Here is a 13764-nt window from a genome sequence, read left to right as displayed (position 1 = left end):
GTCGCTTCCCTCTCAGGGCTAAAGCCTCTGAGTTTCCCGCTTACCGAGGATTTTGTATGAGCCAAAAACGCGAACTAGAAAAACTTACTGGACTGGATAATTTATTTGGAGATGAAGACGAACAATCTTTATCTGATTCCACTTTACCTTTATCTCAAATCATCCTTCCCCCGAGTCAGCCTCGTCGCTATTTTGACCCTGTAAAACTCAAATCGCTCGCTGACAGCATCAACGAAGTGGGGTTACTAGAACCCATTGTCGTTAGAAAGATTGAGGAAGATAAGTACGAGCTGGTCGCTGGTGAACGCCGTCTCAAAGCTTGTGAAATCGTAAAACTTGAGGAAATCCCTGTAGTCATTATTGAATGCGACGAGAAAAAAGCTCGTAAACTACGCTTAGTTGAAAACCTCCAAAGGGAAGACCTCAATGCCTATGAAGAAACTATCGGAATTCTCGAATTACTAGCCGAAGAACTCGATGTTGACCAAGAGACAGTGGTCAAACTGCTCTATGACATGAATAACGAAAGCAAAGGTAATTCTAACCATAACGTTATGGTTAGTGATGAAGGACGAATCATACAAGATGTATTCTTGAGGTTAGGAAAAATTACTTGGCAGTCATTTGTAGCCAATCGTCTTCCTTTACTCAAACTCCATTTAGATATCCAAACTGCATTGCAGAAAGGTGAAATTGAATATACAAAAGCTAAGGAAATCAACCGGATAAAAAATGATGATGAAAGGCAGGAAGTTTTAAATAAAGCGATCGCAGAAGGTTTATCACTATCTGAAATTAGGATTCTAGTAGGAAATATTCTTCAGCAACAGTCAGAAAATAAGCCATCATCTCATAACCAAGAGCAAAAAGAAAAAGCTGACAAAATATACAAAGCACTTAGAAAAAGTAAAATTTGGAATGATGAGAAAAAGCTAAAAAAAATTAATAAGCTTTTTGCTCAAATTGAAGCACTTCTAGAAGAAGAAAACAAAGATGATCCTTCTTTACAGCAAGGTAGTCTAGTCTCGGAGAACTCTTTGTAAAAGGTAGTGGATGGCTAGAAGTCAACTCATACATTAAGTCATCATTACAGAGTATATTAACTTAGGATTTCTACATAGCCATCCGTTCCATCAACCCGAATTCTCTGTCCGTCATCAATCAGTTTGGTAGCATTATCCACTCCAACAACTGCTGGTAATCCATATTCACGTGCGATAACTGCTCCATGTGTCATTAGTCCACCAACTTCGGTGACTAAACCTTTTATGGATACAAACAATGGTGTCCAGCTAGGGTCAGTAAAGGAGGTGACTAATATATCTCCATCTTCTAGATCAGCATCTTCCATGTTTAAGATGACACGCGCTCGTCCCTCTATAATTCCAGAAGAAACAGGTAGACCTACAATAGCTTCGGCTGGGAGATTTTCTCGTTTGTACTTACCCGCAATGATTTCACCGTCAGAGGTAATAACACGTGGGGGAGTTAGTTTTTCATATAATTTGTAATCGTCTTTTCGTTTGCTGATGATCTGGTAATCCAGTTTATTTGTGCATACGACTTCGTGAAGTTCTTCAAAAGTGAGATAGTATATATCTTCTTTTTCATTAATAACGTTGGCTTTTACGAGTTGTTCGGCTTCTTTGAGTAAAGCTTTCTTATAAACAAAGTAGCGATTAACTATGCCGTATTTTGGATATTCTCGATAACCAGCGAAATTCCGGATTAAGCCGATCATTCGTTTTGTCTGTTCGACCTTTTGTTCACCATCCGGTAATTGCTCCAATCGCTCTAATAACTCTTGTTCTTTTTTCAAAGCTGACTGTCGCCCTTGCTCAAATTTGCGATCGCTGGCATTAGGCTCAAAGTTTTTGATGTGACTGAGAATCATGGGGACAAGTGTAGCTGGGTTTTCACTCCAACGAGTTTTAGTAATATCGATTTCTCCGGCACATCGCATTCCGTATTTGTTGAGATAAGCATAGATAGCGTCTTGGGTTTCCTTTCCTCCATTAAACTTAACCAATTCATCCAAAAAGCTATCATCTTTTACCTGTTGTAAATAATCAATTACTTCAGGATAAGGACGAATCACATCTGCGACATCCAATAATTCCAGTCCCATTTCGGAAGTAATATTGTTGGGTACAGATTGAGAAAGCGTGTCTGCTACGTTTTTTTCATCTAACCACTCCTGCATTTTTTCATTGATCCACGATGAAGCATTCATAGCAGTCATAATCACACCAAAACTTTGTGGATCGGATAAACTCTTCTTTAATTGCTGGATACCTTCCAGAATAAAATCAATCAGAGCCGCTCCTGATTTCGTCTGGATGTTCTGTTTTAACTCGTCTATCGATGTTTGACTACGCCCAATCAAATCGGGAACGATCGCCGGATCGTATTCAGTCAGCGTTTGAAAATCCAAAGACGATACACCCTTATTGGTGTTACCGGAACTTTGTTCTTGCTTGTCATCTGGTAACAATTTTATGAAATCTCCCCGATCTAGTATGGTCATAAGTGCGTCCCTTATAAGCGGATCGGATTTTCCCAAAACATCTACCACAATTGTTCTTCTCACAGGTGAAGCCAGATCCTGTGTAATATCAACAAACAACCGTCCACCAGCTTTATGCATGGGTCGAGCAGCTGTTAACTGGAATAAAGACAATCCTAATGGTTTGATGGGGTCAGTCATCATTTGTTGATGACCAACAGATACATAAACGTGATTTTCCCGATCATTTGCTTCAGGAATAGGATATAAAGTCGTGATGGGGCGACTCTGGACAATATGAAATGTGTCATCAACCAAACACCATTCGATGTCCTGGGGGTGTCCGAAATGTGCTTCAATCTTCCTACCGATGCCCTCAAGCTGCAAAATCTGCTCGTCTGTCAGTGCTTGCCTGTTCTGGCGTTCAGGCTCAATCTCCTGTTCTTTCATACCGCCATCTTTTAAGGCGTAAATAGCTAGTTTTTTGGTGGGTATCTTCTTATCGATCACCTTGCCGTTACACACTTTATAGATATCAGCATTCACAAGGCCTCTGACCATAGCCTCACCAAGTCCGAAGCCCGCATCAATGGATAACACCTTCCGATTAGAAGTGACGGGATCGGCAGTAAACAAAATTCCTGCCACCTGCGGAAAGACCATCTTTTGAACAACCACAGACAGGTGGACTTTGCGGTGGTCGGAGCCATTTTGAAGGCGGTAAATTACTGCCCTCTCGGTAAATAGCGATGCCCAGCACTTGCTGATATGCTTTAAAATTGCCTCCGTTCCGATAATATTCAAATACGTATCCTGCTGACCTGCAAAAGAGGCTGTCGGTAAATCCTCAGCAGTTGCGCTGGATCGTACTGCATAGGCATTTTTTTCTCCAAGCCTGGAGAGAAGGCGCGCGATCTCTTCATTAATGTCTTGAGGGATGGTTATCCCTTCGATGAAAGAGCGAATCTCACCGCTAAGTTCACTGATTTTATCCCGGTCTTCCACCAATAGATGCGATAACTGGTCGAGTAATTCGTTAATCGACGACGTTTTCCCAATTATTCTTTTAAAAGCTTCAGTAGAAATACAAAAGCCATCTGGTACAAGTATTCCTTCAATCTTGGTAAGTTCCCCCAGGTTCGTGCCTTTACCCCCAACAAGCTTGAGTTTTGTTTTGTCAATATCTTGAAAACAAAGGACAAATGAACTCATCAGTTTTCCTCCTTTGGCAATTCATACTTTGGTAATTTTGACTGCATCACAACCTCTAGAATCTCGACGGTCGGTGTGCATGGGCGTTTTTGTGCGGCGATCAGCTATGCTGGACGCTCTGCGCCATCGCTCACTAGCTGCCGCTACCGCGATGCGATCGTGTTTTGTTGGATGCCAATCTGCTCGGTTCAGGCAATAAACAAAACAGACGTACTTTTCGGTGGTCGCCCTGTGAGATGATATATGATAACCAAATGCAAGCCACCCATCCCCAATCCAGTCCTTCCTGTTTCCAGTGACGTGGCAAATGTTGGTTGAGGATTTGTGGTAGTCCCATTTTTTTCATCACCTCTAGCAACAGAACCACATCGTCGATTCGTTCTGAGATGATTTGTTGGGGTAAATGTGCCATTTCTCACACTTACCATTAAACTGTTACACCCTGCACAACTTTCTTCCTAGCACAAAGGCGGCGGGAAACGATCACCTACGGTGGGCGGAACGCCATCGCCTGTTTTGATACTCTACTCTTATTTCATCTATTTCACCAAACTCATCACCCATTACGCGAACGGTGAGTATGTACACTTGACTACTAAAATTTTACGTGGCTGTAAAAAACTCGTTTGACATTCTCCGCCGCAGTCACGTAGAACACCACGATCGCCCCCAGAACTAGCATAAAACTCAACGACAAAGGTTGAAATCCGAATAGGCTTGCCAACGGTGTCCAAGGAATAATTATTGTTGCTCCGATAGTCGCTAGCGTTGCCATCAACAAGTATTTTCCTGGCTTACTGTTGAAAATGGATTGGCGAGTACGAACGACTAGCACAACCAGCGATGCAGAAATAACAGACTCCAAAAACCAGCCTGTTCTAAACTGTTCTGGTTGAGCGTGCAGCAGCAACAGCAGCGCCCCAAAGGTGAGGTAATCAAATACTGAACTCAACAAACCAAAGATGATCATAAAGTTGCGGATAAACTTGATATCCATCCGACGAGGTTTGTTGACTAACTCCCTGTCTACCCGGTCTGTGGCGATCGTCAATTCTGGGAAATCGGTGAGGAGGTTCGTCAGCAAAATCTGACTGGGTAGTAGCGGCAAAAAGGGCAGAAACAGAGAAATTCCCGCCATACTAAACATATTGCCAAAATTGGCGCTAGTTGCCATAAATACATACTTTAAAGTGTTGGCAAATGTAATCCGTCCTTCCTTTACACCTTCGACGAGAACATTTAAATCCTTTGCCATCAACACAATATCAGCAGCTTCTTTAGCGACATCAACTGCACTCTCAACGGAAATGCCAACATCAGCCGCATGAAGCGCAGAAGCATCGTTAATGCCATCTCCCAGATATCCAACTACATTCCCTGCTTTTTTGAGGGCGATAATGATCCGCTCTTTTTGGTTTGGCTCTACCTCAGCAAAGACATTTGTTTGCTGTACTCGATGTATCAAAGCTTCATCACTGAGCTTTTCTAGTTCGGAACCTGTCAATGCCTTTGGTTGAGGCAGTCCTACCTGTTGAATGATACTCATCGCCACTGCCTTGCTATCTCCGGTAATCATCTTCGGGGTGATTCCCAGCAGTTCCAACTCTTTGAGGGTGTCAGCAATGCCAGCTTTTGGCGGATCGAAGAGAGCAAGGTAGCCGAGAAATGTCATGTTCGTTTCATCGTCTTTACTGAAAGAATCTCGATTAAAATCACGATAGGCCACACCCAAGGCTCTAAATCCCTTTTTTCCCAAGTCTTCAGCCTGTTGGTGGAGTTTTTGTTGCTGATCTGCAATGTCGATTGTTTTCCCCTCAACAGTCTCAACATTTGAGCAAACATCCAAAATATTTTTCAGTGCGCCTTTCGTGATAATTAAATGCGTATTTTCTGTCTTGGAAAATTGCTCTACTTGGGCAGACCCCAAGACCGCATTTTCCGCTTTTTTGAATAGAATACTTAAACGTTTGCGGTTAAAGTCATAAGGCACTTCATCTAACTTTTGATAGTCAGAAATATCGAAGGTTTTGTGTTGGCGAATCGCTGCATCGATGGGATTAACATAACCAGACTCAGATGCGGCATTCAAATAAGCGTAAAGCAGAACGCGATCGCTTTCTTTCCCTTCTACATCAACCGCAGCGTGAATTTTCACCTCTCCTTCCGTCAGCGTCCCCGTCTTATCGGTGCAAAACACATTCATACTGCCAAAGTTTTCAATTGCAGGTAAGCGCTTTACAATCACCTGCTTTTTCGCCATTTTCTTGGCACCACGAGCCAGATTAACGCTAACGATCGCAGGTAGCAGTTGGGGAGTCAAACCAACTGCCAGCGCCAGCGAAAACAGAAATGATTCGAGTACTGGGCGATGGAGGTAGACGTTGGCGACAAAAATTAGCACTACCAAAATCAGCGTTACTTCCATGAGAAAGTAGCCAAACTTGCCCAGTCCCCTTTCAAATTCCGTTTCGCTCGGTCTGAGTTTCAGGCGTTCCGATACTTTGCCGAATTCAGTTTCCTTTCCGGTATGAACGACTACTGCTTTCGCCGTTCCACTTATAACATTAGTTCCCATATAGAGGGAATTGGTGCGTTGGGCTAGTCCAGTTTCCGCAGGCAATACGCCACTTAATTTGTCAACTGGATAAGTTTCTCCTGTCAGTGCTGCTTCATCCACCGATAAATCTTTCGACTCTAAAACTAGACAGTCACCTGGAATATTTTTACCTGCACTCAGCAACACAATGTCGCCCCTGACTATTTCCTCTGTGGGGATTTCTTGAGATTGATCATCCCTTAAAACAGTTGCTTTAACTTGCACTAATGCCAATAGTTTTTCGACGGCGTTCGAGGCTCCTCGCTCTTGCCAAAATCCTAATAGCCCACTAATGAAGACAATCGTCAAAATGATTATGGCATCTGCCGGATCTTTCAGAAAAATCGATAGCACTGCCGCAAAAATCAGAATCAAGATAATCGGACTCTTGAACTGATTGAGCAACAGCATCCATGCGCTCGATTTGTGTTTTTGTTTGAGGCTGTTTGCGCCGAACTCGCTTAGGCGTTGTTTGGCATCTTGACGGCTTAACCCTGCGGTTGTAGAGTGCATCTGCTGAAGCACCTGCTCGCTGGATAAGCTCCAAAACGTGGACAGTTGGGGAAGGTAAATCAAAGATTTTCTGGGGTAGGTTTTCTTGATTTGGATTGAATAGCTCGTTGGGGTCGATTGAGAAACTTTAACTGTTCAAACCAAAGTAGAGCGATCACCCCACCGCCCAAACAAATTGCCAGGTCGATTGGGTGTAAGAAGGAGAAGCTAAACAATTGACGCAAGAAGGGAACATACAATACGAAGGCGAGAAAAACCAGTCCCCCACCAATCACCCACCAAAGGGCATTATTGGGAGATTTCAGTATTTTGAGGCTGAGGCGAGATGAAGAACTTTCGCTCAAAATTAGTCCTAAATTTGCCAAAATCAACGTCGTAAAAGTTAAAGCACGGGCATCAAGTTCGCCTTGTCTGCGATATAGTGCAACGACAAAGATGACGAGAGCGATTGCTAAAATCCCTAGCCCTTGTAGCACTGCCAAAGCCAAAGTCTTCTTACCAAATAATGGTTCTTTGGGGTTGCGGGGAGGACGCTGCATCACTGTTGCTTCTGCGGGTTCGGCTTCTAAAACAATTGAGCAAGCTGGATCAATAATTAAATGTAGAAAGGCAACGTGAACGGGAAGTAATACTAACGGCAACTTAAATAACACTGGAATTAAAGACATCCCAGCAATGGGAATGTGAATCGCTAGCAAATATGCCATTGCTTTGCGGAGATTATCAAAAATTCGCCGTCCCATTTTCACCGCTTGCACAATGGACGAAAAATCATCATCTAATAACACTAAAGCCGCCGACTCACGAGCCACATCTGTACCTCGCTGTCCCATCGCAATCCCAATTTGGGCAGATTTGAGCGCAGGGGAATCATTCACACCATCCCCAGTCATGGCGACGACTTCACCCTGGGATTTCAAAGCATTAACTAACCGCAGTTTTTGTTCGGGAACAGCGCGTGCAAAGATGTTTGTACTTTGAATGCGCTCCTGGAGTTCAAGGTCACTCATGAGATCCAATTCTGCTCCCGTCAAAATAGCTCCCATTTGCATCAATCCAATCTGACGGGCAATAGTTTGAGCCGTTCCTGGATAATCACCCGTAATCATCACCACTCGAATACCTGCGGTGTAACATTCTTGAATCGCCGCCGCCACATTTGGACGCACTGGATCAGACAGTCCCACTAATCCGAGAAATTGAAAAGGAAAGTCATGTTGCTCGTCGGGTAAATGATGCGGATTGAGGGAGGGATGAGGTGGTAAAAATGGTGGCGGTGCATCAACAAGAGAGGCTTTGGCAACGCCTAATACACGCAATCCTTGATCTGCCATTTCACTGATTTGGGCTGCAAGAATTTTCTGCTGTTGGGGGGTGAAATGACAGAGATCCGCGATCGCTTCCGGCGCTCCTTTGGCAGCAATTTCATACTGTTGTCCATCGGCTGATTGCCAAACGTGAGACATTGCCAATAGCTGCGGTGAAAGCGGATATTCTCGTAACAACTTCCAATCGTTATGCAGATGTTCAGTATGTGCGAGATAGCGATCGCCTAATTGCTTAAATGCTTTCTCCATCGGATCAAAGGGATCTCGCTGACTCGCCAAAATGCAAAACTCGACTAATTCATGAAATGCTTCGGGGAGCAACTCGCGTAAATGCAATTCCAAATTATATGGGTGGGGGTTTTCTGCCTGGTTGTATGCAAATAGCTGTTGTACAGCCATCTGATTCAGGGTTAGTGTCCCAGTTTTATCCACACACAGAACCGTTGCAGAACCTAAAGTTTCCACGGCGGAAGCGCGACGAGCTAAAACGTGTTTCTGAGAAATGCGCCAAGCTCCTAATGCTAAGAAAATCGTCACGACAACTGGAAATTCATTCGGCAAAATTGCCATTGCTAAGGTAATACCCGCAAGGAATCCTTTGAGCCAATCTCCTCGTGTGATTCCATAAATAACAACGATCGCCACACACAACAATAAAGCGATGCCAAATAAGCGACTCACCAACCGAGTCATTTCTTGTTGTAGAGGAGTTGGTTCTGGCTTGACTTTTTGCAAAGCCTTACCAATCTTACCCATCTCCGTTTGAGCGCCCACCGCTTGAACTTGAGCAATTCCCTGTCCTTGAACTACTAAGGTTCCAGAATATACAAACGGCAACTCATCTCCCCCTGGACGTGCCATTTCCACAGTACCGGCAGCAGCAATTTTACGGACTGGTAAAGATTCCCCAGTTAATAATGACTCATCAGTTGAAAGATTTGTGCAAGATAGTACCATTGCATCGGCAGGTACGCGATCGCCTTCTGCTAGAACTAAGATATCTCCCCTAACAACTTCTCGCCCCGCAATCCGTTTTCGCTCACCATCCCGAATCACCAAGGCGCGAGGACTGGAAAGATCGCGCAAGGCTTCTAGGGCGTGTTCGGTTTTACCTTCCTGGTAAAGACTGATCCCTGTGATGAAGAAGACAAAACCCAGTAAAATCAGGGATTCGTGTAGGTCGCCTAAAATCCAATAGATGATACCACCACCGACCAGCAACAGGAAGATCGGATCTTGAACGGTTTCCCACGCAAACGATAAAATAGTGCGAGAGCGAGCCGAGGGGAGTTCATTGTAGCCTTCATCTTTGAGCCGAGCGATCGCCTCTTGCTCAGATAAGCCAGCTACGGTATTGATATCGACCGTCGAAACCATAATTCTGCTTTTTCCTATGAAACATCAAAAACAGTATTGTGGTTCTTAGCGACTGCTAATTCCATTAGTGGTTCGTCCACTTATTTCACTCTCATGAATGCGGTAGATGGCGATGGCTTCTGAACGTCCCTCAGCATCAATCCAAGTTCGATTGATGGCAGGTGACAGCGTTGTATTGCGCTCTTTGATCAAGTTCATTGCGCGATCGATGTCTGGTTGTTCGGTGAGGCGTGAGGCTTGACCATTCACAATTATGCTACGCCAATGCAGAGGCCCGTTAATTTCTTCCACCTGTAGGCAGATTTCTGGATTCGCATCTATGTCATGAGTTTTCATCCCAACTGTTGTAAACAGGTAGATGTCCTCTTCTTCGAGATAATAATACATTGGTATCACGTAGGGTTTACCTTCATGTATACAGCCCAGATGACCATATCCTACTTTGTGTAGCAGTTCATGTATTTCTTTTAAACTCATTTCATCAATATCTAACATGACTGTTTTTCTTAATATTCAATTAATTGGTTTATCGTTCGGATAATTTGATTTTATTGTCCCAACTTACTTTCTGTTGATTAACTCTCAATGTCTGCACAAATTACTGATTAATAACCTGATTTCCCAATAAAATATAAAACAGCAAATATTTCTTCTATCTTGCTAGGTAAATAAGTTAATTTTTATCTAATCCTTTTGAATATTTTATTAAGAATTGTATATTTTATCTAGAACTAAAACATTCAATCAAACATGATATTTGACAGCAAAAGTTTATACTTATTAAGGAATATATTGCTCATCGCTTATTTAAATCAGTAGATGAGTTAAGGTCACTGCTAGATAAGCTATTGCATCAAGGTGAGTTAGTTATTAAGTGGCATCGGAAAATCAAACATAAAGGTAATTTTAGCTATATTGCAGCTTAAATGCTGATTAGCTTAGTAGCAGAGGCGTTAGCATTCATTTCCAATTTAAGATTGTTATTTTCTACGCGGACTTACGTCCAAATAAAGAAGAGAAAGCACTATAGCTAACGCTCAAATCCTTAAGAAGTAACTCTCACATAGGAGATAAAAATTATGGCTACTAGAACCAAAAAATTTAGTTTAATTGATGACAACGCAATGGGTATTTACAAAATTGCTGACTACAACGAGCGTAAGTTTAAAGCAGTCTACTACGGGCTACAAGAAACCTGGGGTAAAACTATTCAAGCACAGTCACAGACTAACTGGAATAAAACACAATGGGATGCTTTTAAAGCTCGATTTATTGCTACGTTCGGCTCAGTCGAAAACCCCAAATACAGTGTACAACAAATAGTTGACTATTCCATTAAGCACTTCAACAAAGGCTTAGAAGAATTACTCGAAGTCAACAAACGTACTTGGCTACAACGCGAACGTTTATTAGCAAAATAATCACAAATCATCTGATTTTACAGAAAATCTCGCTCATACAGAGTGGGATTTATTTTTTTGACTAATGCTGACGCAGCTAAAAGCGAAACACTCATCAAGGAAACAACTATGGCTACTAATAAATCTACTAAACCTCAAGCTGCTACAGTCGATGATTCAACAATGGAGCAATTCAAGATTGAATCATTCGACGTGCGTAAATACAACACAATTTTCTATTCAATTCGTGACCTTTACGGACGCGAATCACAACGGCAACTGGGGTCTGACAATTTCGATTGGAAAGCTTTTAAGCTTCAGTTTGAAATTTGTTTTGGTCGTCCTGAAGATTGTCGTTACACCACAGAACAATTATTGAATTTCGCCAAATACAAATTCAACATGAGTTTGGAAGACTTGTTAGCTTATAACCGTAAATCATGGGAACTCCGCAAAAGACGAGAACAACAATATGCAGACATGGAGCAAATTAACTCTGTAATTCAACACATTCCAGAAATTACCAATTCTCATGTTGATTGCTACCAAATGCTAGATCAACAGCCATACTAAAATCTCAAAGAATCAGTTAGAAAGTACTGTTTTATGCAGCACTTCACTCTAGCTGATTCTTTTTTTACTACATTTATTTTTGCCTGAACCTATCAAACATTCTCGTTTACAGCAATAAAGGTACTAGGCCGCTCACAAGGCGTAAAGTTATACCTACGTTTGACTTCTTCACCTGTATTATTTGTATTACCTTCAACAGATTTATTTAACGGTACAACCTCAGAGCGTATATAACCAGTTAACTTATCAAACTGAATAATCATGTGCTGGTGAAAAGCCCAAACATCCGCCATCCGATTGCCCATACCAGAAGATATTTCATCAGGTATAAAAATATTAGCGTGCCAAGATACTTTCATCCCCTCTTTCTGGAAGTAAGCATCTATTTCAGGACGAATGTAATCCGCAGTTCCTCCACAAAATACCAGTTCTTCAATATCCTCATCCATCTTTGAGCGCAACCACCTGGCGATCGCACGCCAATATTCGTCTCTGGCAAGTAATAAAGCTTTGGACATCGACTCTCCATCAAGTTGAATCTCATCACCTTTGCGCTTGCGTGAGAGTTTTTGCATCACCTGGGAGTCACAACTGGCTCCAGCTTCTATCAGTACCTCAATAATATTGGAATTATCAGGGCTTAGTCCCGATGTTTTGGAAATCAAATTATTTACTAACCAAGACATACCAAAATTGCTGGTTATTCCTGCGCCAATCGAACCACTCCGAAAGGTGAAAATACTCGCGTTGCGATAACCAAGCATTACGTACATCGAAACAGGTACACGATCGCCAAGCGTTCGCCTACGGTGGAAAAATATTCCACTACCTTCAGAAGCTGCATCATAACGAAGCATTTTCACCCGCATCTTACCTGCTGGTGTATCAAACCCCCGAAACGTATCCTTCAACCGAATTTGTAACTGTTCCTTGTCTTGCACTTCACCCGGCGGCAGCAGGACACTCAAGTAAGCTGAAACATCATTACCCAGGTTCAACTTCTCCTTAGCCAGCCAAAATGCTCCGCAAATTTTGGGGATTGCCAATTCGTACTTTAGCTCCTTCAGTTGCGATATACCCCCAAACCGACGACGGGCAAGTTCTCCCAAGGCGAAATACTCATCGCCTATCCCTACCCAAGCACGAGATTCAGGACTACCTTCAGGTTGGACGCTTTCAATTGAGGCTTTAGCAACATCTGCTATTTCTGAGTCTAAAAGTAAAACAACAGGCTTTCCTTCTGGATACTCCTGAACGATAGCCTTAGTTTTACTTGCACCCATATCAATCGTAATTACTATCTTTTTTACGTCTGTTTTCTCCTTAATTTTAGGCATATATATTGATGTTTTATTAACTTTTCCTATTGTTACTAATTTACCTGAAATAGGAATGATGCTGTAGTGCAAAACACTTTCTTTACAGGGGTTAACAGGTTTTTTACATACAAAGAAAAACCATTACAATCATTTTCTTCTATAACACTAATACCAAACCAAAACTGTAGATTCTAAGTAGATTAATGTATTAAAAATTTCTTCAATACGCGCTGGTTAAATTACCTCCTACATCATGAACAAATTACCCCAATCACACCCTAATTCTGTATCAACTAAAAGTTGAATTACAAAATAATATTTGTCTTTGGCTTGTCAAATAAATAATGTAATTGTGATTATTACACCCAGTATTACCTCAATCATCCCCACATTTACCTCACTAAAAGCACCACAATTGGGCAGTCTTGTACAATAACAAGGTATGTCCAATGGGGTTTATTACAAATTTGCTTTGCTGCAAAATTGTTGATTGCAACTTTTACAAATGAAATATCATGAAGGCAATTGCACCTCCGGAGTTAGAGTGCGATCGCCTCTCCAGTTCGGTCAAATACTGTTAATGCACTCGATCACAAGCTTTGACCAAGTGTATGGCGAAATGGTTTAATCGAAACTTTGAATAATGCAGGTGCTTGGGCAAAAACTTCTTCTCAATGTGCTTTGTTAAGAGGTACAAAGCACTTCTTAGCAACAGTGCCTAACGCGATGCCTACGGCAGGCGTAGCCATCGCACTCTGAAAAATACTGCCCACAATGACAAACGGGACAAAGGAGGAAATTACGTAAGTATCACAAGCGAAGGCAAAAGACTTGTCCGAAAACTCCAAAGCCAGATTGTTCAAAGCTTTGAGGCAAAACTTTGATATCTTCGTAAAAACGGAGCCATAAGGGTTTGAGACAGTTAGTGATAGTTTAGAGG

The 13764-nt window shown here is 42.2% G+C and carries 10 protein-coding genes and 1 pseudogene; 4 read left to right on the top strand and 7 right to left on the bottom strand.

Annotated elements, in window-relative coordinates; genetic code table 11:
- Nucleotides 1-56 precede the first annotated feature (56 nt).
- Nucleotides 57-1043 (top strand): ParB/RepB/Spo0J family partition protein, encoded by a 987-nt coding sequence (locus H6G79_RS22360; protein ID WP_190592093.1) that lies wholly within the window; start codon nucleotides 57-59, stop codon nucleotides 1041-1043.
- 56 nt (nucleotides 1044-1099) lie between these two features.
- On the opposite strand, the gene ppsA is transcribed toward H6G79_RS22360, so the two are convergent.
- From ppsA to H6G79_RS22335, 5 genes are all read right to left on the bottom strand, one after another.
- Complete coding sequence (gene ppsA / locus H6G79_RS22355) at nucleotides 1100-3718, bottom strand: phosphoenolpyruvate synthase (protein WP_190592094.1); 2619 nt, start codon at nucleotides 3716-3718, stop codon at nucleotides 1100-1102.
- A 133-nt stretch (nucleotides 3719-3851) separates the two neighbouring features.
- Nucleotides 3852-4130, bottom strand: coding sequence for a hypothetical protein (locus H6G79_RS22350; RefSeq protein ID WP_242048514.1), 279 nt, complete (start codon nucleotides 4128-4130; stop codon nucleotides 3852-3854).
- 183 nt (nucleotides 4131-4313) lie between these two features.
- Nucleotides 4314-6890 carry a magnesium-translocating P-type ATPase gene (gene mgtA / locus H6G79_RS22345; RefSeq protein ID WP_277877313.1) on the bottom strand — a complete coding sequence of 859 codons (2577 nt, stop codon included), beginning with the start codon at nucleotides 6888-6890 and terminating at the stop codon, nucleotides 4314-4316.
- A complete protein-coding gene (locus H6G79_RS22340) occupies nucleotides 6887-9532 on the bottom strand; it encodes a cation-translocating P-type ATPase (RefSeq protein WP_190592095.1) in 2646 nt (881 codons plus the stop codon). The genes mgtA and H6G79_RS22340 overlap by 4 nt, the downstream gene beginning before the upstream one ends.
- Nucleotides 9533-9577: 45 nt before the next feature.
- Nucleotides 9578-10027, bottom strand: coding sequence for a pyridoxamine 5'-phosphate oxidase family protein (locus H6G79_RS22335; protein ID WP_190592096.1), 450 nt, complete (start codon nucleotides 10025-10027; stop codon nucleotides 9578-9580).
- Nucleotides 10028-10314: 287 nt separating this feature from the next.
- Between H6G79_RS22335 and H6G79_RS22330 the strand changes: the two are divergent.
- The 3 genes and pseudogenes from H6G79_RS22330 to H6G79_RS22320 all read left to right on the top strand — a co-directional run.
- Nucleotides 10315-10458: pseudogene (locus H6G79_RS22330) on the top strand (IS630 family transposase); the annotation flags it as partial.
- A gap of 153 nt (nucleotides 10459-10611) precedes the next feature.
- Complete coding sequence (locus H6G79_RS22325; protein WP_190592097.1) at nucleotides 10612-10953, top strand: hypothetical protein; 342 nt, start codon at nucleotides 10612-10614, stop codon at nucleotides 10951-10953.
- Between the two features lie 108 nt (nucleotides 10954-11061).
- The gene (locus H6G79_RS22320) at nucleotides 11062-11505 is read left to right on the top strand and encodes a hypothetical protein (RefSeq protein ID WP_190592098.1); all 444 of its coding nucleotides are present in this window, start codon (nucleotides 11062-11064) and stop codon (nucleotides 11503-11505) included.
- A 92-nt stretch (nucleotides 11506-11597) separates the two neighbouring features.
- Here H6G79_RS22320 and H6G79_RS22315 read toward each other — a convergent pair whose 3' ends face one another.
- Nucleotides 11598-12842: a ParM/StbA family protein gene (locus tag H6G79_RS22315; protein ID WP_190592099.1), complete on the bottom strand. Its 1245-nt coding sequence runs from the start codon at nucleotides 12840-12842 to the stop codon at nucleotides 11598-11600.
- A gap of 653 nt (nucleotides 12843-13495) precedes the next feature.
- On the bottom strand, nucleotides 13496-13764 hold a 269-nt coding region (locus H6G79_RS36520), incomplete at its 5' end, for a hypothetical protein (RefSeq protein ID WP_206758803.1).

Origin of the sequence: Anabaena sp. FACHB-83, assembly GCF_014697485.1 — a bacterium.
In the GTDB taxonomy this organism is placed as follows: Bacteria; Cyanobacteriota; Cyanobacteriia; order Cyanobacteriales; family Nostocaceae; genus Nostoc_B.
This window is presented reverse-complemented; position numbering and strand designations above follow the sequence as displayed.